Below are 20,454 nucleotides of genomic sequence, written 5' to 3'. Positions count from 1 at the left end.
TGCAATGATATTGAAAGGGAGATGAGCGGTGTGGAACATGTACAAAAAAATCAGTCACTCAAACAAAAGGATAAAGAGCTGATTTGGCACGCGATGAAAGGGGCGGAGCCGGATGACAGCATAATCGTCCAAAAAGGGGAAGGCGCCTGGGTTACGGACATTGACGGCAGGCGGTATTTGGACGGCATGTCGGGACTGTGGTGCGTCAATATCGGATACGGGAGAAAGGAGCTTGCCGATGCGGCTTACAGCCAATTGAAGGAGCTTCCTTATTATCCGCTGACCCAAAGCCATCAACCTGCGATTGAGCTTGCGGAAAAACTGAATGAATGGCTCGGCGGCGATTATGTAATCTTCTTTTCCAACAGCGGATCGGAAGCAAATGAAACCGCGTTCAAAATTGCCCGCCAATACCACATTGAAAACGGCGATCACAGCCGCTTCAAATTCATCTCCCGGTACAGGGGCTATCACGGCAATACGATGGGGGCGCTCGCCGCTACCGGCCAGGCGCAGAGAAAATACAAATACGAACCGCTCTCCCAAGGATTTTTGCATGCGGCGCCGCCTGATCTCTATCGGAATCCCGCCGATGCTGACACATTGGAAAGCGCACATGAAATCGACCGGATCATGACGTGGGAATTAAGCGAAACGATTGCCGGCGTAATTATGGAACCGATTATTACAGGCGGAGGTATACTGATGCCCCCGGACGGGTATATGGCAAAGGTAGAGGGCATTTGCCGCCGCCACGGCGCGCTGCTTATCAGTGATGAAGTCATCTGCGGTTTCGGCCGCACGGGAGAGCCGTTCGGATTTCAGCATTACGGCGTTTCACCGGACATCGTCACAATGGCAAAAGGCATCACGAGCGCTTACCTGCCGCTGTCGGCGACGGCAGTGAAACGGGAGATTTTTGAAGCGTATTCGGACGGTGAGCCGTACGGCCGTTTCCGGCACGTGAATACATTCGGAGGCAATCCGGCAGCCTGCGCCCTTGCTTTGAAGAACCTGCAATTGATGGAGGACGAAAATCTGATCGCCCGTTCCCGGGAGCTTGGTGAAAGGCTGCTCCGGGAGCTTCAGCCGCTCAGAGAACATCCCGCGGTCGGGGATGTACGGGGAAAGGGCCTTCTTGCCGGCATCGAGCTCGTAAAGGACAAAATCACGAAAGAACCCGCTGATGCCGCCGCTGTCCAGCACGTCATCACCGCCTGTAAGAAAAAAGGCCTGCTCGTCGGGAAAAATGGCGATACCGCAGCGGGATATAATAATGTCATTCAGCTTTCACCGCCTTTCTGCCTTTCTGACGAGGAGCTTTCTTTCATCATTTCGACGGTCAAAGAAAGCGTGCTGAGCATTGATTTTTAATGTAAAGGAGTAAAACATGAGTTTTCACAACCAGCAGATTTTACCGGCTATCCGGAACATGAAGCAATTCGATGCATTTTTAGAAAGTCCGTTCTTATACGGCGTTATTTTAGATATTCACCTCGGTCAATTAAAAGGTGTCGTGAATGAAGCGAAAAAACACGGAAAACACCTGATGGTTCACGTCGATTTAATTCACGGCATTAAGCATGATGAATACGGTGCGGAATTCATTTGTCAGGACATCCGGCCCGCCGGCATCATTTCAACGAGATCGGCCGTCATCGTCAAAGCGAAACAAAAGAAAATATATGCGATCCAGCGTCTGTTTCTCTTGGATACGAGCGCGATGGAAAAGAGCATGGAATTCGTCGGGAAGCATAAGCCTGACTTTATCGAGGTCCTCCCGGGCATCGTTCCGACTTTAATCCGGGAAATTAAAGAGATGACGGGCATTCCGATTTTTGCCGGCGGCTTTATCCGCACGGAGCAGGATGTTGAAAACGCTTTGCAGGCGGGGGCCACGGCGGTGACGACTTCAGACACCGAGCTGTGGGCTAAATATGAACATTCTATGACAAAAAAAGATTGACACCGCTTACACCCGTTGTTACAATAGACCTAGGTTAATACTATGTGATGGAGACCCGGAGACCCACAACAGCTCTTTACGGAAGCAATAAAGCGTAAAGCGGTCTGTTGTGGGTTTTTTATTCTCTATAACTCTGTCAAACCTGCTATTATGTCATTTGGGAGGAATGATGATGACAGCATTTTGGGGAGAAGTAATCGGTACAATGCTGCTTATTATTTTCGGGGGCGGCGTTTGTGCGGGAGTCAATTTAAAGAAATCGCTTTCATACCAATCCGGATGGATTGTTGTTGTATTCGGCTGGGGGCTTGGAGTAGCCATGGCGGCATATGCTGTCGGCGGAATCAGCGGCGCTCACTTGAATCCGGCTTTAACGATAGGCCTTGCGCTTGAAGGCAGTTTTCCTTGGAAAGAAGTCCCTGTCTATATTGCTGGACAGATGATCGGAGCAATGATCGGTGCGGTTATTGTGTATCTTCATTATCTGCCGCATTGGAAGGCGACGGATGATCCGGCGGCTAAGCTGGGCGTTTTCTCGACCGGCCCGAGTATTCCTCATACATTTGGGAATATGATAAGTGAAGTCATTGGGACGTTTGTGCTTGTGCTCGGCATTTTGGCGATCGGAGCGAATGAATTTACAAAAGGGCTGAACCCGCTGATTGTCGGATTCCTCATCGTGGCTATCGGAATTTCTCTCGGAGGAACAACCGGGTATGCGATCAACCCTGCGCGGGATTTGGGGCCGAGAATCGCACACGCCTTTCTGCCGATTCCGAAAAAAGGGCCGTCAAATTGGAAATATGCTTGGATTCCCGTTATCGGTCCGATCATGGGCGGTGCGTTCGGCGGCGTATTTTACAATGCCGCGTTTAAAGGAAATGTGACATCTAGCTTTTGGTTTGTAAGCGTTATAATGGTTGTATTGCTTTTTATACTCTATGTTTATACCAAGAAATCTCAATCACGAAAAACATTATCAAATTCTGAATATATTTAAAAAGGAGAGCGGCATCATGGAGACCTATATTTTATCAATTGACCAAGGCACAACAAGTTCAAGAGCGATTCTTTTTAATAAAGAAGGAAAAATCGTGCATTCCGCTCAAAAGGAATTCACACAGCACTTCCCTCAGCCGGGCTGGGTGGAGCATAATGCGAACGAAATCTGGGGATCGGTGCTCGCCGTTATCGCGACTGTGATCTCTGAGTCCGGAATCAGCGCGGACCAAATTTCCGGCATCGGCATCACGAACCAAAGGGAAACGACGGTCGTATGGGATAAAGATACCGGAAAGCCGGTATACAATGCGATTGTGTGGCAATCGAGACAAACATCCGGCATTTGCGAAGAGCTTCGTGAAAAAGGATATAATGATACATTCAGAGAAAAAACGGGACTTCTGATCGACCCGTATTTCTCAGGAACGAAAGTCAAATGGATTCTTGACAATGTAGAAGGCGCGCGGGAAAAAGCGGAAAACGGAAATCTGCTTTTCGGAACGATTGATTCATGGCTCATCTGGAAAATGTCCGGAGGCGCGGCGCACGTAACGGATTATTCCAACGCTTCAAGAACGCTGATGTTTAATATCCATGAATTAAAATGGGATGACGAGCTGCTGGACATTTTAGGCGTGCCGAAATCAATGCTGCCGGAAGTGAAACCGTCTTCTCATGTGTACGCGAAAACGGTTGATTATCATTTCTTCGGCAAAAATATTCCGATTGCGGGTGCGGCCGGAGACCAGCAGTCAGCGCTGTTCGGTCAGGCGTGCTTTGAAGAAGGCATGGGGAAAAACACATACGGCACAGGCTGCTTTATGCTCATGAATACCGGAGAAAAAGCCATTACTTCAGAGCACGGCCTTCTGACGACGATCGCCTGGGGATTAGACGGAAAAGTCGAGTATGCGCTGGAAGGAAGCATCTTTGTCGCAGGTTCTGCCATCCAATGGCTGAGAGACGGCATGCGGATGTTCCATGATTCGAAAGAAAGCGAGACATACGCAGAGCGTGTGGATTCCGCTGACGGTGTTTATGTCGTGCCCGCTTTCGTCGGACTGGGCACACCGTACTGGGACAGTGACGTGCGCGGCTCAGTTTTCGGCCTGACACGCGGAACGACGAAGGAGCATTTTATCCGGGCCACGCTTGAATCTCTCGCTTATCAGGCGAAAGATGTGCTTGATGCCATGGAAGCTGATTCAGGCATCTCTTTAAAAACTTTGCGTGTAGACGGCGGAGCGGTTAAAAATAATTTCCTTATGCAGTTCCAAAGCGACTTGCTTGATGTGCCGGTCGAACGTCCGGAAATTAATGAAACGACGGCGCTCGGTGCCGCGTATTTGGCCGGAATCGCTGTCGGCTACTGGAAAGACAGCACTGAAATCGCCGATCAGTGGAATCTGGATAAGCAATTCAAACCGGAAATGGAAGATGAAAAACGCGATGAATTGTACGGCGGATGGAAAAAAGCAGTAAATGCAGCTATGGCTTTTAAATAAGATAAAATTATGATATACTGAAAACAAGTTAATAGGAACGGTCCTGAGATGAGGAGAGACCACAGCACCAAAGTGATAACATGCGCTTTGGCTGTTGTGGTCTCTTTTTCTATACAGTGACAACAAGGAGGAAACGTAATGATGAATCACCAATTTTCGAGTTTGGAACGGGATCATATGCTGGAAGACATGACTAAAAAAACATACGATCTGTTTATTATAGGCGGAGGCATTACGGGTGCCGGTACGGCGCTTGACGCTGCTTCAAGGGGAATGAAAGTCGCTTTGAGCGAAATGCAGGACTTCGCGGCCGGCACATCAAGCCGATCCACAAAGCTTGTCCACGGCGGTTTGCGTTATCTGAAACAATTCGAAGTCAAAATGGTGGCTGAAGTCGGTAAAGAACGTGCCATTGTATACGAAAACGGCCCGCACGTCACGACGCCGGAATGGATGCTGCTTCCGTTCCATAAAGGAGGCACATTCGGTTCATTCTCTACTTCCATCGGTCTGCGTGTATATGACTATTTAGCAGGGGTAAAAAAATCAGAGCGCAGAAGCATGCTGTCTGCAAAAGAAACGCTGCAAAAAGAACCGCTCGTCAAAAAAGACGGCTTAAAAGGCGGAGGCTACTATGTAGAGTACCGGACGGACGACGCGAGACTGACGATTGAAGTCATGAAAGAAGCCGTTAAATTCGGTGCGGAGCCTGTCAACTATTCTAAAGTGAAAGAGCTGCTTTATGAAAAAGGAAAAGTCGTCGGCGTTTTAATTGAAGATCTGCTGTCAGGCAAGGAATACAAAGTGTACGCCAAAAAAATCGTCAATGCGACAGGTCCTTGGGTCGACGAGCTGAGAGAAAAAGACCACAGCAAAAGCGGAAAGCATCTCCAGCATACAAAAGGGGTCCATCTCGTATTCGACCAATCCGTATTCCCGCTTAAACAGGCTGTGTACTTTGACACGCCGGACGGACGTATGGTGTTCGCCATTCCGCGTGAAGGAAAAACATACGTGGGCACGACAGACACGGTTTATAAACAAAAGCTTGAGCATCCGCGCATGACGGTGCAGGATCGTGATTATGTCGTCAGCTCCATCAATTATATGTTCCCGGAACTGAATATTACGGCGGACGATATTGAATCAAGCTGGGCCGGCCTCAGACCGCTCATTCACGAAGAAGGAAAAGATCCGTCTGAGATCTCCCGTAAAGATGAAATCTGGACATCTCAATCTGGCTTGATCACAATCGCCGGAGGAAAACTGACGGGCTACCGTAAAATGGCTGAGCACATTGTCGATCTTGTCCGCGACCGCTTAAAAGAAGAGGGCGGCCAGGACTTCGGCGGCTGTAAGACGAAGACGATGCCGATTTCCGGCGGACATGTCGGCGGCTCTAAAAACTTCGAGTCATTTGTGGAAGCAAAGACAAAAGACGGATTGAAAATCGGTTTATCACAGGAAACAGCTAAACAGTTAGCCATCAGATACGGCTCTAACGTCGAAAATGTATTCAGCCGGATTGAAGGCCTGAAAGACGAAGCGGCAAAACGCCAGATTCCGGTTCACATTCTGGCGGAAGCGGCTTACAGCATTGAAGAAGAGATGGCTGCGACACCTGCTGATTTCTTCGTCCGCAGAACGGGCAGACTGTTCTTCGACATCAATTGGGTGCAGACGTATAAAACGGCTGTGATTGATTACATGAGCGACCGGTTCCAATGGGATGACGAAACGAAAGCGAAACATACCGAGTGGTTAAACACGCTGCTGCACGATGCGGTTGTTCCGCTCGAACAATAATAACCGGAGGGCTGTGCCGAAAAGGCATGAGCCCTTCTTTTTACATAAAGCACTGTGTTAAGTTATCAAGTGACACGGACAGCCGCTTCATATTAAAATATGGTCATAAGCTGAAATTATAGGAGGACGAACATGAGTTGGAGTAAGAGTTACGAACGCTGGAATCAGGCCGAACAATTAGATTCAGAATTGAAAAAATTATTGGCGGACGCAGAAGGAAACGAGCAGCTGCTGGAAGACTTTTTCTACAAAAATCTTGAGTTCGGAACAGGAGGCATGAGAGGAGAAATCGGGCCGGGCACAAACAGAATGAACATTTACACGGTCCGCAAAGCATCCGCCGGGCTTGCTGCGTATATCGCAAAACAAGGAGAAGAAGCGAAAAAAAGAGGCGTTGCGATCGCGTACGACTCCCGTCATAAATCTCCTGAGTTTGCGATGGAAGCAGCCAAAACCCTTGCTTCCCAAGGCATTCAAACATACGTATTTGATGAGCTCCGCCCGACGCCTGAGCTGTCTTTTGCGGTGAGAGAACTGAACGCTTATGCGGGTATCGTCGTGACGGCCAGCCATAACCCGCCTGAATATAACGGATATAAAGTGTACGGCGATGACGGGGCACAGCTGCCGCCGAAAGAAGCGGACATCGTCATTGCAGAAGTGAATGCGATTGAAAATGAATTAACAATTCAAGTTGAAGATGAACAGGCGCTGAAGGAAAAAGGTTTAATTAAGATCATCGGCGAAGAAATTGATACACCCTATACTGAAAAACTGACTTCCATCTCCGTCCATCCCGAGCTTTCGGAAGAAGTCGACGTGAGCGTGGTGTTCACTCCGCTGCACGGCACGGCGAATAAACCGGTACGCCGCGGCTTCGACGCGCTCGGTTACAAAAACGTCACTGTCGTAAAGGAACAGGAGCTTCCGGATCCGGATTTTTCAACGGTCAAATCGCCAAACCCTGAAGAGCACGCGGCATTCGAATATGCCATTAAGCTGGGAGAAGAACAAAACGCCGATATTCTCGTCGCTACGGACCCGGATGCCGACCGTCTCGGCATTGCCGCAAAAAACAGTGAAGGCAAGTATACGGTGCTGACGGGGAACCAGACAGGCGCGCTTTTATTGCACTACCTGCTTTCTGAAAAGAAAAAACAAGGCGTCCTTCCTGAGAACGGCGTCGTCATGAAAACGATTGTTACGAGTGAATTGGGCCGCGCCGTCGCTTCATCATTCGGTTTAGACACGGTTGATACGCTGACGGGCTTCAAATTTATCGGTGAAAAGATCAAAGAATATGAAAAAACCGGACAATACACGTTCCAGTTCGGATATGAAGAAAGCTACGGCTACTTAATCGGCGATTTTGCGCGTGACAAAGATGCAATCCAGGCTGCGCTGTTAGCCGTCGAAGTATGCGCCTTTTATAAAAAGCAGGGCATGTCGCTTTATGACGCGCTGCTGTCCATTTTTAAAGAATATGGATATTACCGTGAAGGCTTGAAGTCATTGACGTTAAAAGGAAAACAGGGAGCAGAGCAGATTTCCGCTATCCTGACTTCATTCCGAAACGATCCGCCGAAGCAGATGGCCGGAAAACAAATCACGCAGGCTGAAGACTATTCAACGGGAAAACGGACTGTATTTGCCGATCATCGTGAAGAAGATATTGATCTGCCGAAGTCAAATGTCCTGAAATATTTCCTTGAAGACGGCTCTTGGTTCTGCCTCCGCCCATCCGGAACGGAGCCGAAAGTCAAGTTCTATTTCGCAGTGAAGGGAACTTCTTTACAAGACAGTGAACAGCGTCTTGCCGCATTATCTGAAGCCGTCATGAAAACGGTGGATGCCATAGTGGAAAAAACGAAATAAACAAAAAACCGCCGGAAGCGATATCCGGCGGTTTTTTTACGCCTCATCCGAAAGTATGAGAGAAAATCATGCTGAAGCAAAGGCAAATACAGATTAGAATTGATATAATATGGATAATTCTGAATGGCCGGAGTGAGGGAGTTTGACGAAAACGACGGTAGAAACCTTAAAAACCTTAAAAGCGATTGCGGAAACCTTAAACCAAAGCCACGATATGAAGGAAGCGCTTGATAAAGTCCTGCGCGAGCTGCTCAGCCTGACCGGGCTGCAGACAGGGTGGATTTTTCTGATTGATCCGGACGGGTCCTATACGCTTGCCGCATCCGCTTATTTACCGCCGGCTCTCGGTCAGCGGGAAAACGCATTAATGTGCAGCGGGGACTGCTATTGTCTGACCAAATTCAGCAATGGCGGATTGACCAAGGCTGTAAACATCATGAATTGTAAACGGATTGAATTTGCGGAACAGACGACGGGCTGCAGCGACACCGAAGGCATTACGCATCATGCGACCGTTCCGCTTGAAGACGGCGGCCGGAAATTCGGTTTATTAAACGTCGCTGCAGGCGAAAAGACGTTTTTCAGCGAAGAAGAACTGCATCTTCTTGAAGGGGTTGCCTTTCAAATCGGAACGGCGATCCAGCGGATGAAACTGGCCGAATTTGCGCAGCAGAACGCCCTGCTGATGGAACGGAGCAGGCTGGCGCAAGAGCTGCATGATTCCGTCAATCAGATGCTGTTTTCCGTCAGCTTAACGGCAAAAGCCGCTAAAAGCTTTACAGATGATGAACGGCTCCGGCAGATGATTACGTTCATCCAAGAGCTGTCGCAGGATGCGTTGACAGAAATGAGGACGCTTATTTGGCAGCTGAGACCGGAAAGTTTAACGAAAGGGCTGTATGCGTCGATCAAAAGCTATGCCGCTCTCATCGGTCTGGAAGCCATCTGTGACATGGAAGATGAACTGAAGCTTACGGATGAACAGGAACACGCGCTTTGGCGGATCGCTCAAGAAGCCTTGAATAACTGCAAAAAGCATGCGGGAACAGACCGGGTTATCATTTCTGCCGTTAAAAAGCCGGATCATGCTGAGCTTCGCATTATCGACCATGGAGCGGGCTTCAGCGCTGATGCGCATGCGGGGCTGCCGTCGCTTGGCATTGCGGGTATGAAAGCGCGCGCCGAAGCAATCGGAGGCCGGTTTGCATTGCAATCTGAGCTTGGCGCCGGTACGATTGTCTCCGTTCGGCTTCCATTTTACGGGATAGGAGGTATGATTGATGAAAATTGTGATCGCTGATGATCATCACGTTGTCCGCAAAGGATTGCGCTTTTTCTTCGCCACTCAGGAAGATATTGAAGTAGTCGGTGAGGCGTCTACCGGTGCTGAAGCGCTTCAGCAAGCTGAACTAACGAAGCCTGATATCGTGTTAATGGATTTATCAATGCCTGATATGGACGGCATTGAAGCGGCAAAAATCGCGGCTGAACGGTTTCCGGACATCAGTATCGTCGTTTTGACGAGCTATTCCGACCCGCAGCATGTCATTCCCGCTCTTAAAGCCGGAGCCAAAGCGTATCAGCTGAAAGACGCCCAGCCAGATGATTTAGTGAAAACACTCCGGGAAGTGTATTCCGGACGGTACCGGCTCTCAGCGGATATTGTGCCTCACGTGCTGACACATATGGTTCAGGAGGATCAGGATAAGGAAAAATATTATCAGCTGACTCCCCGTGAAAAAGATGTTCTTCAAGAAATAGCCAAAGGAAAAAGCAATAAGGAAATTGCCGCAGCACTGTTTATTTCTGAAAAAACAGTGAAGACCCATGTGTCCAATCTGCTGTCAAAGCTGAATCTTTCAGACAGGACACAAGCGGCATTGTATGCCGTAAAATACAATGTTTCCGGAAAGGCGGTAAACTAAATGAGCATATTAGTGATCAGCGGCACGCCGAGAAAAAACGGGCGGACAAGAATTGCCGCTTCGTATATCAGAGATCGGTTTCAAACCGATTTTATAGATTTAAGCAAAAGTGAACTGCCGCTTTATAACGGTGAAGAAGAACAGAACGATCTGCCCTCAGTGCAAGAGTTAAGGCGGCAGGTGAAAAAGTCGTCTGCCGTCGTCTTATTATCTCCCGAGTATCACAGCGGCATGAGCGGCGCTTTAAAAAACGCCATTGATTTTTTAAGCAGTGATTGCTGGAGATACAAACCGGTAGCCATCATTGCAGCGGCGGGCGGAGGAAAAGGCGGCATGAACGCGCTGGCGAATATGCGGACTGTGATGAGGGGCGTCTATGCAAATGTCATCCCGAAACAGCTGGTCTTAGACCCGATTCACATCGACATGGAGCGCCGGACCGTATCTGAGGATATGGCGGTCAGCCTGAAAGACATGATGGAAGAGCTGAATATGTTTACAAACACGGGAAATCCCGGCGCCTGACGCCGGGATTGTTTTATGTCAGCATGGCTAATTGATCTTCATACGCGAGCTCTGCCGCATGATCAATATACCTGAGAAGGGAATACAGCTCTTTTTCAAGCACCGCATAATCAAGTTCAAAATGATATGCATGGAGAAAATGTTCAATACGCTTTGATAACAAATCATCTTTCGTACGCACCATCAAAATTAATAAATTGTCCCATTGAGACCTGTGTGTGTAATATAAGGCTTTATCATAATCGGCATGGTCCATCTTACGCTTCCCCTTTCAATGAGAAGTTCTCCGTTAGTTTATGCCGCCGAAGCCCGGATGCAACGGGGGAAAAGTTGGTGTCCGTATAAATTGGGCATAGCAATATGAGGGAGACATAAAATAAAAACGCATATCCGTCTCTTCTTTGGACACGCTAAGATTGACAAAAACGACTCAGGAGAACATAAAGATGAAATTCCTTCCATTTGCGCTCGCCCTCTTGTTTTGCGGCATTCTCATTGCCTCAATCGCTGAAAAAGGGCATACAGAACACCTCGATCCATCAGTCGGAAAATGGGAGCAGCTCGCATGGAACCAGCTGGAACGTGAATACAAGGGTGCTGCGCTTACCGATTATTCGTACATGGGCCGTACGAAAGTAAACCGGGAACAGACGAAAGACGTGTTTCGCGTAACGGTGCAAACAAAAAAAGAGACGTTTTCCTCCCGTGCTGAAGTGTATTTTCACCCCGTGACTAAACATGTGATCAGCATTAATATTTTCAGGCTGTAAAAAAAGCTGCACAGCCTTTTCGGCTGTGCAGCTTGTCTGTATCAGAAGAATCGTTTCGCTCCGAGGTAGCGCTGTTTCCAATAGGAATTGTTCATGCTGGAGATGACGACACCCGAATCGTTGGCATTAATAAACTGTCCGTTTCCGAGATAAATGCCGACGTGAGAAGGTCCGGCTTTATAAGTTGAGAAAAAGACAAAGTCACCGACCGCCGGCTGGCTGACTGATGTCATCGTATTCCAGTAGCCTGCGGCTGAAAGTCTGGATACGGAAGTGACCTTATTAAGAACGTAATAAATAAAACCGCTGCAGTCAAAGCCTCTCGGCGTTGTCCCGCCCCATACATACGGTACACCCAGCTGAGCTTTTGCGGCATCGATCATTACATTAATCTTCGCGCTTGTTGAACCTGTGCCGCCTGTGCTGCCGGACTGATTCGGTGTCGTGTTTGACTGCTGTCCTGTAATCGTCAGCTTCTGTCCGATTTGAAGCACATCTGTTTTCAGATTGTTTTTCTCGCGGATCTGCTGGGCGGTTACATTGAATTTTTGGGCGATCCCCCATAAAGAATCCCCGCTTTTGACGGTATATGTAGTGGTTTTCCCTGTATCTCCGGACTGGTTCGGAGATGACGGTGAAGACGAAGAGCCGGAAGATGACGTTTTTGTCAGCTTCAGCACTTGTCCGACCCGCAGCATGTCTGACGTCAGTTTATTGATGCTTCTGATTTGCTGAACCGTCATATTGTATGCGTTTGCGATCTTCCAAAGCGAGTCTCCGCTTTTTACTGTATAAGATGATGTTTGCGTCTGGTTTTGATTTTTGTTTGAATTGTCTTTTGACGGCTTGTTTCCCGAAGGAGACGTTCCTTTTATTTTCAGAACCTGGTTTACGTAGATCGTATCCGTTTTTAAGTTATTTAATACTTTAAGTTCCGCAATGGACATATGAACGCTGTTTGCGATCTTCCAGAGCGAATCGCCGAGTTTGACTTTATATGTCCCGGAAGATGAAGATGAAGATGACTGCTTTTTACTGCTGTTTGAGCTGCTGCCCGGCACGGTTTTTGTCTTGTCGGTGCTTGAGGAAACTTTCCCCTTCACTTGCAGCTTCTGTCCTGCGCGGATTAAGTCGCTTGTCAGACCGTTCAGTTTTTTCAGTTCCTGTACGGACATTTTAAAATCAGACGCGATCAGCCACAGCGAGTCTCCGCTTTTCACCGTATACACACTTGTCGTCTTGCCGCTGTTCTTTGAAGATGGCTTTTTGCTGCCGGAATCTGATTTGCCGTTAGGGATGGTGAGCGTCTGCCCGATGGAAATAACGGTGGATTTTAGATGATTGGCTGATGTAATGGCATCCACGCTTGTATTGTAGTTTTGGGCAAGCTTCCATAATGAATCTCCGCTTTTAACCTTAATCGTTTGTGCTTCTGCCGGTGTTACAGCTAACGCAGACCCGACGATCGCAGATGCAGTCAAACCGACCGCTACCTTTTTTTTCATAGTGAATCTCCCTTTTCCTGCGATGATTTTACTATCCCCATTCGTTGCAGCCGCAAGGTGAGGATAACAGTAATGATAATCTTTATATCGGCACTTGTCTGCAATCATTTATCATATTAATAGAAATAGTTCTTTTTTCTTATGCAGGCATAAAAAAAGAAGGAATGCGGGCATTCCTTCAGCTTCTGAGCAGTCTCATAATCTCCTCTTTATTTTTGACCAGGTCCCTTAACGTATATTTGTCTAAAACAGCCAGGTAAGCTTGCAGGGCTTCATTCAGCAAATTCTTTAAGTTGCAGGCGGGAGATATGATACAGAGATTTTTTTGGGAGTCAAAGCATTCTACGATGTTGAAGTCGTCTTCTGTATTTCGAACGACTTCTCCAATGTTAATGTCTTCCGGTTTCATTCCTAATCGGATTCCGCCTCCGCGGCCCCGGATCGTTTCCACATACCCGAGCTGTCCGAGACGGTAAATGACTTTCATGAGGTGGTTTTTAGAGATGGAATATGTGTCGGCGATTTCTTTTATGTTGGAAAGTTCTTCGGAATGTCTGGAAGCCAAAAAAATCAAAACGCGTAAAGAATAATCGGTATAGTTCGTTAATTTCATAGAATGACCTCGAAAAAAGAGATTTTGCTTCTGTTACAGTTTATCATATAGGATTTCAAAATGAAAAAAAAGGAATTTGCCCATCAATCTCAAAAAAAAAAACGTGCGCTCCTTCTGAGCACACGTTTTTTTCGTTTAAGACATCGGCGGTTTACGGTCATCAGCCGATTGATGTTTTTCAATTTTGCGGTCCAACTTCGACAGATAACGGGAAGCAAATTCTTTTCCGCCAAGACCGAATGAAAGTCCGAAGGCAAGCGCGAAACCGCCAAGAATCAGAATAAATGCGGCATTTACGATCGTGTCGGCGACACCGAGCTGATCCAGCGCCATAAAGATTGAGAGCGTGATAATCGTATATTTCGCAAGAGGTGCCAGGAATCTGAATTCTTTTCCGCTCAGCATGCTGACAAGCAGTCTGCTGACAAGCTGTCCGGCCAAAAGCCCGATTCCGAGAATAAATACAGCGGCCAGAACATTAGGCAGGTAAGCGATAATCCCGGTCGCAATGACGACGAGAAATTCGAGATGAACCAGCTGCAGCGCTTCTGCCGTAAAGAGCAGGACGATGATGATCTGCGCAATCATGCCGACAGTTTGAGAAAGCGTAAGCTTCGGACGGTCCGCCTGTTCAAAGCCCATTTTTCCGAGAAGAGAGTCAAAGCCGGCCCGGTGCAGCAGCCCTGATACAATACTGTTTACCCATTTTCCGATCCAGATGCCGGCGATGATCAGCACAATACCGATAATGATATTAGGAAGCATTGTGAAGACCGTGTTCAGCATGGCTGAGGCCGGTTCAGAAATGCCCGCAATATCAAGCCGGTCAAGCGCAGAAATGACCACCGGAATAAAAATCAGCACGTAGACAATCGTTCCGATGATTGCCGACAGGCTTGTATCCTTCAGGTAAATAGAAAGCCCCATACGTGCGGCAAGTCTTTCCGTGCCGATACTCGCCAGAAAGTTTGTGACGATATCACGGACGAGACGGGCAACAAGCCAGCCGATTAAGACAATCAGCGCCGCGGCGAATAATTTCGGTATAAAGGATAACACGCTTTGGATCATATGTGTAAACGGTCCTGATACTCCGCTGATTTGAAGAGCGGACAAGACGCCCGGCAGGAACAGGAGCAAGACGAAATAAAAAACGATTCGTGAAGCGGCCGTAACGGACTTGCTCATCTCCGCCTCTTCAGAAACCATGGTCCATTTTCTGATCCAGCCGTTTGCAGCCAGTTTCATGCCCGCTTTTTTGACGAGATAGCTGAAAAGCGAAGCAGCCGCCCATCCCAAGAGCAGAATCAAACCGGCTTTTAAAATGCTTGGCACAGCCGCCGTTATCGCCGACAGCATGCTGACAAAAGGCGAAGCCACGGTTGTCAGATGCAGAATGTTAAAGAATAGAATAAAAACGATAATTAATGCGATAAAATAAATGACTTTACTGATGACTTTTTCCGAGGAATAGCGCGCCGGCTTTTTTTCGGCGAACAGCCTGTCGTCGATTTTTGTTTTTTGCAGGCCTTTGTATACGGCTTTTTCAATGATTTTCGCAATGCCCCAGCCGATAAGCAGGACGAGCAATGCAATGATCAGATTCGGCAGTTTGCTGAGATACGTGGTAAGCATGTCTGCTGTGTTCAAGTAGAATCGCTCCTTTTTCTTTTTTTATGGGGTATGGTGTGTGTTTACCCACTTACATATAAAGCAAACGGGACGGATGTGCCGAAAGTTTTCAGACGGAAACCCGCCTGTTATTTCATCTTTTGAGAGGAGGGGTCATACATTATAAATAAGTCCAAGTAGGGGGGATTCGGTTGAACGCGGAGGAGACAAAAGGTTTACAGCGGGCAATTGAGGAAATAACCGACATTGCGAAGGGATTCGGCCTTGATTTCTACCCGATGAGATACGAAATTTGCCCGGCTGAAATTATTTATACATTCGGCGCGTACGGCATGCCGACGAGATTCAGCCACTGGAGTTTCGGTAAACAATTTCACAAGATGAAACTCCATTATGATCTCGGTTTGAGCAAAATTTATGAACTTGTCATTAATTCCAACCCTTGCTACGCTTTTTTGCTGGACAGCAATTCGCTGATCCAAAATAAATTAATTGTAGCCCATGTACTGGCCCATTGTGATTTTTTCAAACATAACTGCCGCTTTCAAAATACGAACCGGGACATGGTCGAGAGTATGGCGGCTGCGGCGGAGCGGATTAAGCATTATGAAAGAATTCACGGAATTAAAGAGGTGGAGTCCTTTTTAGATGCCATTCTAGCGATTCAGGAGCATATCGATCCGTCGCTCGTCAGGCCGAAGCTGCAATGGAGCGTTGATGACGAAGATGAGGACGAAGAGGAAACTGCGCCATCGCCTTACGATGATTTATGGGGAATGGATAAGCCGAAGCCGGTGAAAAAGAAAAAAGGGAAAAAAGCGTTTCCGCCCCGGCCGGAAAAAGACATTCTGCTGTTTATCGAGGAGCATTCGCGGGAGCTCGAACCGTGGCAGCGAGATATTTTAACCATGATGAGAGAAGAAATGCTGTATTTCTGGCCTCAGCTGGAAACAAAAATCATGAACGAAGGCTGGGCATCCTATTGGCATCAGCGGATTATCCGCGAGCTTGATTTAACTTCAGATGAAGCCATCGAATTTGCGAAACTGAACGCAGGCGTCGTTCAGCCGTCAAAAACGGGAATCAATCCGTATTATTTAGGGCTGAAAATTTTTGAAGACATCGAAGAGCGCTACGACAACCCGACAGAAGAAATGAAAAAAACAGGGGTAAAGCCCGGTTCCGGCCGTGAAAAAATGTTTGAGGTCAGGGAAATTGAATCAGATATTTCTTTTATCCGCAATTATTTGACGAAAGATCTCGTGCTGCGAGAGGATCTGTATTTATTCCAAAAGCAGGGCAGGGACTATAAAGTGATCGACAAGGAATGGAAGGCCGTGCGCGATCAGCTCGTGAACATGCGGGTAAACGGCGGGTTTCCTTATCTGACCGTCAATGATGGGGATTATCTGAAGAATAATGAGCTTTATATTAAGCATTGGTATGAGGGAATTGAGCTTGATCTGAAATATTTGGAGAAGGTGCTGCCGTACTTGTACCAGCTGTGGGGCAGGAGCGTGCATATCGAATCAGTTCTGGAAGATAAGGAAGTGATGTTCTCGTATGACGGCAAAGGAGTGCACCGGAGATATCTGTAAAGAAAAAGGATGCAGGGAAACCCCGCATCCTTTTTTTATTTGCCGTTTTTCAGAATGTGAAAGATCTTTTTAGCCTGATCCGTGTTGTTTAATAGGCCTGTAAAAGATTCTTTTCCCGGGCCGTATGCGTAAACCGGAACTTCTTCGCCCGTATGATCGCCGGTTGTCCAGCCGCTGTTGGTTTTCGCATTAAAGAGCTTAATGATCGCTTTGTAGGCGCCCTTGTCCTTATCCTGCTTTGCCGTAGTTTCGATCTGGTTGATTTCGGATTTTGAGCATTTCAGGCCGGTATAACGCGCAAGCACGGAAGATACGGATTTGCCCGCTTTGATTTGATCAGCCATAAATGCCGGTGTTTTTTTCGCGGCAAGAATCGGTTCAACATGCCAGTTTTTATCGTTATTCGCGCCGATCGTCAATCCGCCGGTCGTATGATCAGCAGTGGCAATGACAAGCGTATGTTTGTCCTTTTTGGCAAATGCGATCGCTGCTTTATACGCTTTTTCAAAATCCTTCATTTCGCTCATTGCGCCGACGATATCATTGTCATGTCCCGCCCAGTCAATTTGGCTGCCTTCGACCATTAAGAAAAAACCTTTTTTATTCTTATTCAGTCTGTCGATCGCCGCTGTTGTCATGTCTTCTAATGAAGGCACGTCGTTTGAGCGGTCGATTGCTTTGGCGAGTCCGCCATCGGCAAACAGGCCGAGAACGTTTTTATTGCGGTCCTTTTTAAGTTCCTGTTTTGATGTCACGTAGCTGTATCCCGCTTTTTTGAAATCCTTCGTTATATTGCGGTCTTTACGGATAAAGTTTGATTTGCCGCCGCCGAGGAGTACATCCACTTTCTGCTTTCCGTTGATGCGGTCATCAAAGTAGCTGCTTGCGATTTCATCCATATTTTTTCTTGATTTGTTATGCGCGCCGAAAGCCGCAGGAGTGGCGTGGGCAATCTCTGAAGTTGCGACAAGTCCGGTGGATTTGCCTTTTTGTTTCGCTTCTTCGAGGACAGATTTTACCCGCTTTCCTTTTTTATCGACTCCGATCGCCGCGTTATACGTTTTCACGCCGGTGGCCATTGCCGTGCCGGCCGCCGCGGAATCGGTGATAGTGGAATCAGGATCATTAGGATAAGTCATCATCATGCCGGTGAGATTGGGGTCAAACGCCGTCAGTTTCATGCCGTCTGAAGGCTTTCCTTTGTTAATGACCGAACGGTAGGCGTTCATGTATGGCGCACCCATTCCGTCTCCGACCATGAAGATGACGTTTCTGATCTCATTTTTGTCAGGCTGTTTTTTTGCCGCAGCCTGTTCGGAGTGCTGAAATCCCGCACCCGCAATCAAACCGGCTGTCAGCACGGATACGGCTGCCGCCGGCAGAAGTTTTGACCGAACCTGTTTAAATAGACTCATTCCCAAATCGTCCTCCTTTAATCGTGGTCTGCATGTCTAATGGTAGGGGATGTTTGTAAAGAACGCCTGTCCCTCCTGTAAATTTCAGGTGAAACATTGTTAGAAATGTAAATTCTCAAGTAAGGTTATGTTTTCAAGAAAAAGTAAAAATCATTCACTATTTCAAAAAAGATGAGGGTTTTTTTAACAAGGGGTAATGTGGAAAATAAATATCTTTATTTTCCAAAACACGAGGATCACAGGAAAAAAACATGACAAAAAGACTCTTTTTTCGTCACGTTTGAAATCAAATTGAAATATTTAATACCCTTAAAAACTTTTTTTAAAAACGAATTAGTAAGAAATTTGTCACGGGAAGTCAAGTCTATTTCTAGTGGAAATTGAACCTTATAATAGGAAACAGATAAAAACTTTAAAAAAGAGACTTATAAAATAGATAGAATTATTCAGGGAGGAAAAAATGAAAAAGCAACTTGTTACAGCAACGACGGCAGTGGTTTTAGGGACGACTTTGTTTGCGGGTGCGGCATCTGCGCAAACAATTAAGGTAAAAAAAGGCGATACATTATGGGGACTTTCAAATCGGTACGGAACGTCAATTAATTCCATTAAATCTGAGAATAAATTAAAATCGGATATCATTTACATCGGCCAGAAGCTTTCGATCAATGGTAAATCATCTTCAGGTTCAAATTCGGGCAGCAAGTCATCGTCGTCTACATATAAAGTCGTAAAAGGCGACAGCCTTTGGAAAATTGCGAATAAATATAAAATGACTGTAAACCAATTGAAAAGTTTAAACGGTTTAAAAACGGACCTCATCCGCATCGGACAAGTTCTTAAAGTAAAAGGATCAACTTCCGGTTCAGTGTCTTCCGGTTCTTCGTCATCAAAACAGCCTTCATCCAGCCATCATGCTGCACAGACGAGCCTGAATGTAAACAAGCTGATTTCTGATGCGCAATCTTTAATCGGCACGCCGTACGTATGGGGCGGAACAACGACTTCCGGCTTTGACTGCAGCGGATTTATCTGGTACCTATTAAACAAACAGACGAGTGTCGGAAGAACAAGCACTGCGGGTTACTGGAGCTCAATGAAGAGCGTGTCCAGCCCGTCTAAAGGCGACTTCGTCTTCTTTACAACCTATCAGGCCGGCCCTTCACACATGGGTGTGTACATCGGAAACAACAAGTTCATCCATGCCGGTTCTGACGGCGTCGCAACAAGTGATCTGAATAACAGCTACTGGAAGCCGCGCTACCTGGGCGCGAAAAGATTCTAGCAGCCAGAAAAACCCGTTCATCAGAACGGGTTTTTTATTTAGACGGAACAGCGCTCCATTTGTTTCACCTAAAAATGAAAATGTGATAAAAAATCTAAAAAGGTTTTCTTTTTTTCATTTTCATGGAGGGCGATGGCGTAGGCGCCCGCGCTCGGCATCTGGGCGAAATCGCACGGGATTTCTATCATGCTGCCTTCGGCGAGTTCGGCCCGTACCGCTGACAGCGGCAGAAATGAGACGCCCAGCCCCTCTTTAATAAATCGTTTCGTAATATGCGTCTGTGTCACCTTCATCGTTCTGACAAAGGGGAACTGTATTCTGACCTGACGGAGCAAATCATCCCAATAGTCAGGATGGTTATGGGTCAAAAGCAGGTATCGTCCGAGCAGGTCTTTCACTTCATCCGCTTTCCCTGATCCTGGTTTTCGGCCGGGGGGCGCGACGAGCACAACAGGGTCATTGTACAGGGGGCGGCATGTGAGGGAAGATGATTGCCCCTTTAAGCAGCTCAGTCCGATATCGGCTGAGCCGTTTCTGATTTGAGTGGCGATTTCTTCCGATTCGTAAATGGTAACCGTCATCTCGGTCTCTTTATTGTCCTCTGTGTAACGCTTCATGACAGACGGAAGAACGGTGTCGGCGATAAGCGGCGAAACAGCAAGCGTCAGCGTGTGGAAGTAGCCTTGACGCACCCTGTGCAGCTCCGCCATGCTGTTTTCATAGTCTTCCAAAAGCCTCATGGCAAACGGAACGTATGCTTTTCCTTCCTCCGTCAATTGTATTTTCCGGCCGCTTCGCTGAAACAGCTTACAGCTGATTTCTTTCTCTAACAATTTTATATGAACGGTGACGGTCGGCTGGGATAAAAAAAGCGTTTCCGCCGTTTTTCTGAAATTCTCATATTTTGCTGCGGTGACGAAGGTGTGAAGCCATTTAAAATCCATAGATGCACTCCTCTGATTAAAAGTTTTAATTAATTCCCTTAAAAATATTCATTATTTTTTAAATATTATATTTACTATAATAACAGAA

18 protein-coding genes are annotated in these 20,454 nt (G+C 47.1%); 12 read left to right on the top strand and 6 right to left on the bottom strand.

Features of this window, described 5'->3' with window-relative positions; genetic code table 11:
* The first annotated feature begins 21 nt into the window (after positions 1 to 21).
* The 9 genes from ACH32G_RS04560 to ACH32G_RS04520 all read left to right on the top strand — a co-directional run bounded on the left by ACH32G_RS04560 (position 22) and on the right by ACH32G_RS04520 (position 10,604).
* Positions 22 to 1,374, top strand: coding sequence for an aminotransferase (locus ACH32G_RS04560; protein WP_448814040.1), 1,353 nt, complete (start codon positions 22 to 24; stop codon positions 1,372 to 1,374).
* A gap of 16 nt (positions 1,375 to 1,390) precedes the next feature.
* Positions 1,391 to 1,966, top strand: coding sequence for a glycerol-3-phosphate responsive antiterminator (locus tag ACH32G_RS04555; RefSeq protein WP_016938410.1), 576 nt, complete (start codon positions 1,391 to 1,393; stop codon positions 1,964 to 1,966).
* Positions 1,967 to 2,138: 172 nt separating this feature from the next.
* Positions 2,139 to 2,966, top strand: a complete 828-nt coding sequence (locus ACH32G_RS04550; RefSeq protein ID WP_016938409.1) for an MIP/aquaporin family protein — start codon at positions 2,139 to 2,141, stop codon at positions 2,964 to 2,966.
* 16 nt (positions 2,967 to 2,982) lie between these two features.
* Entirely contained in the window at positions 2,983 to 4,473 is a 1,491-nt protein-coding gene (glpK, locus tag ACH32G_RS04545; RefSeq protein ID WP_016938408.1) for a glycerol kinase GlpK, read from the top strand.
* A gap of 138 nt (positions 4,474 to 4,611) precedes the next feature.
* On the top strand, positions 4,612 to 6,279 hold the full coding sequence (gene glpD, locus ACH32G_RS04540) for a glycerol-3-phosphate dehydrogenase (protein WP_448814039.1): 1,668 nt from the start codon (positions 4,612 to 4,614) through the stop codon (positions 6,277 to 6,279).
* Between the two features lie 132 nt (positions 6,280 to 6,411).
* Positions 6,412 to 8,154, top strand: coding sequence for a phospho-sugar mutase (locus ACH32G_RS04535; RefSeq protein WP_448814038.1), 1,743 nt, complete (start codon positions 6,412 to 6,414; stop codon positions 8,152 to 8,154).
* Positions 8,155 to 8,296: 142 nt separating this feature from the next.
* The gene (locus tag ACH32G_RS04530; RefSeq protein ID WP_448814037.1) at positions 8,297 to 9,454 is read left to right on the top strand and encodes a GAF domain-containing sensor histidine kinase; all 1,158 of its coding nucleotides are present in this window, start codon (positions 8,297 to 8,299) and stop codon (positions 9,452 to 9,454) included.
* Entirely contained in the window at positions 9,435 to 10,079 is a 645-nt protein-coding gene (locus ACH32G_RS04525) for a response regulator (protein WP_049628180.1), read from the top strand. Before ACH32G_RS04530 ends, ACH32G_RS04525 begins: the two co-directional genes overlap by 20 nt.
* Entirely contained in the window at positions 10,080 to 10,604 is a 525-nt protein-coding gene (locus tag ACH32G_RS04520; RefSeq protein WP_045927071.1) for an NADPH-dependent FMN reductase, read from the top strand.
* 13 nt (positions 10,605 to 10,617) lie between these two features.
* Here ACH32G_RS04520 and ACH32G_RS04515 read toward each other — a convergent pair whose 3' ends face one another.
* Entirely contained in the window at positions 10,618 to 10,860 is a 243-nt protein-coding gene (locus tag ACH32G_RS04515) for a YhdB family protein (protein WP_016938402.1), read from the bottom strand.
* Positions 10,861 to 11,050: 190 nt separating this feature from the next.
* Between ACH32G_RS04515 and ACH32G_RS04510 the strand changes: the two genes are divergently transcribed.
* Entirely contained in the window at positions 11,051 to 11,374 is a 324-nt protein-coding gene (locus ACH32G_RS04510) for a DUF3889 domain-containing protein (protein WP_045927072.1), read from the top strand.
* Positions 11,375 to 11,415: 41 nt separating this feature from the next.
* Here the strand turns inward: ACH32G_RS04510 and ACH32G_RS04505 are convergent, their stop codons facing one another.
* The 3 genes from ACH32G_RS04505 to ACH32G_RS04495 all read right to left on the bottom strand — a co-directional run bounded on the left by ACH32G_RS04505 (position 11,416) and on the right by ACH32G_RS04495 (position 15,142).
* Positions 11,416 to 12,879, bottom strand: a complete 1,464-nt coding sequence (locus ACH32G_RS04505; RefSeq protein ID WP_366969622.1) for a C40 family peptidase — start codon at positions 12,877 to 12,879, stop codon at positions 11,416 to 11,418.
* A gap of 178 nt (positions 12,880 to 13,057) precedes the next feature.
* Positions 13,058 to 13,492 (bottom strand): nitric oxide-sensing transcriptional repressor NsrR, encoded by a 435-nt coding sequence (nsrR, locus tag ACH32G_RS04500; RefSeq protein WP_016938399.1) that lies wholly within the window; start codon positions 13,490 to 13,492, stop codon positions 13,058 to 13,060.
* A 135-nt stretch (positions 13,493 to 13,627) separates the two neighbouring features.
* Positions 13,628 to 15,142 (bottom strand): mechanosensitive ion channel, encoded by a 1,515-nt coding sequence (locus ACH32G_RS04495; RefSeq protein ID WP_064778267.1) that lies wholly within the window; start codon positions 15,140 to 15,142, stop codon positions 13,628 to 13,630.
* Between the two features lie 173 nt (positions 15,143 to 15,315).
* On the opposite strand from ACH32G_RS04495, the gene ACH32G_RS04490 reads away from it, so the two are divergent.
* A complete protein-coding gene (locus ACH32G_RS04490) occupies positions 15,316 to 16,722 on the top strand; it encodes a SpoVR family protein (RefSeq protein ID WP_016938397.1) in 1,407 nt (468 codons plus the stop codon).
* A 35-nt stretch (positions 16,723 to 16,757) separates the two neighbouring features.
* Here the strand turns inward: ACH32G_RS04490 and ACH32G_RS04485 are convergent, their stop codons facing one another.
* A complete protein-coding gene (locus tag ACH32G_RS04485) occupies positions 16,758 to 18,137 on the bottom strand; it encodes an alkaline phosphatase (RefSeq protein ID WP_342007523.1) in 1,380 nt (459 codons plus the stop codon).
* A gap of 460 nt (positions 18,138 to 18,597) precedes the next feature.
* On the opposite strand from ACH32G_RS04485, the gene ACH32G_RS04480 reads away from it, so the two are divergent.
* Complete coding sequence (locus ACH32G_RS04480; protein ID WP_269775464.1) at positions 18,598 to 19,422, top strand: C40 family peptidase; 825 nt, start codon at positions 18,598 to 18,600, stop codon at positions 19,420 to 19,422.
* Between the two features lie 68 nt (positions 19,423 to 19,490).
* Here the strand turns inward: ACH32G_RS04480 and ACH32G_RS04475 are convergent, their stop codons facing one another.
* Positions 19,491 to 20,366 (bottom strand): LysR family transcriptional regulator, encoded by an 876-nt coding sequence (locus ACH32G_RS04475; protein ID WP_448814036.1) that lies wholly within the window; start codon positions 20,364 to 20,366, stop codon positions 19,491 to 19,493.
* Positions 20,367 to 20,454: the final 88 nt, after the last annotated feature.

The sequence above is a fragment of the Bacillus sp. CIS52 genome, from assembly GCF_053545315.1.
This window is presented reverse-complemented; position numbering and strand designations above follow the sequence as displayed.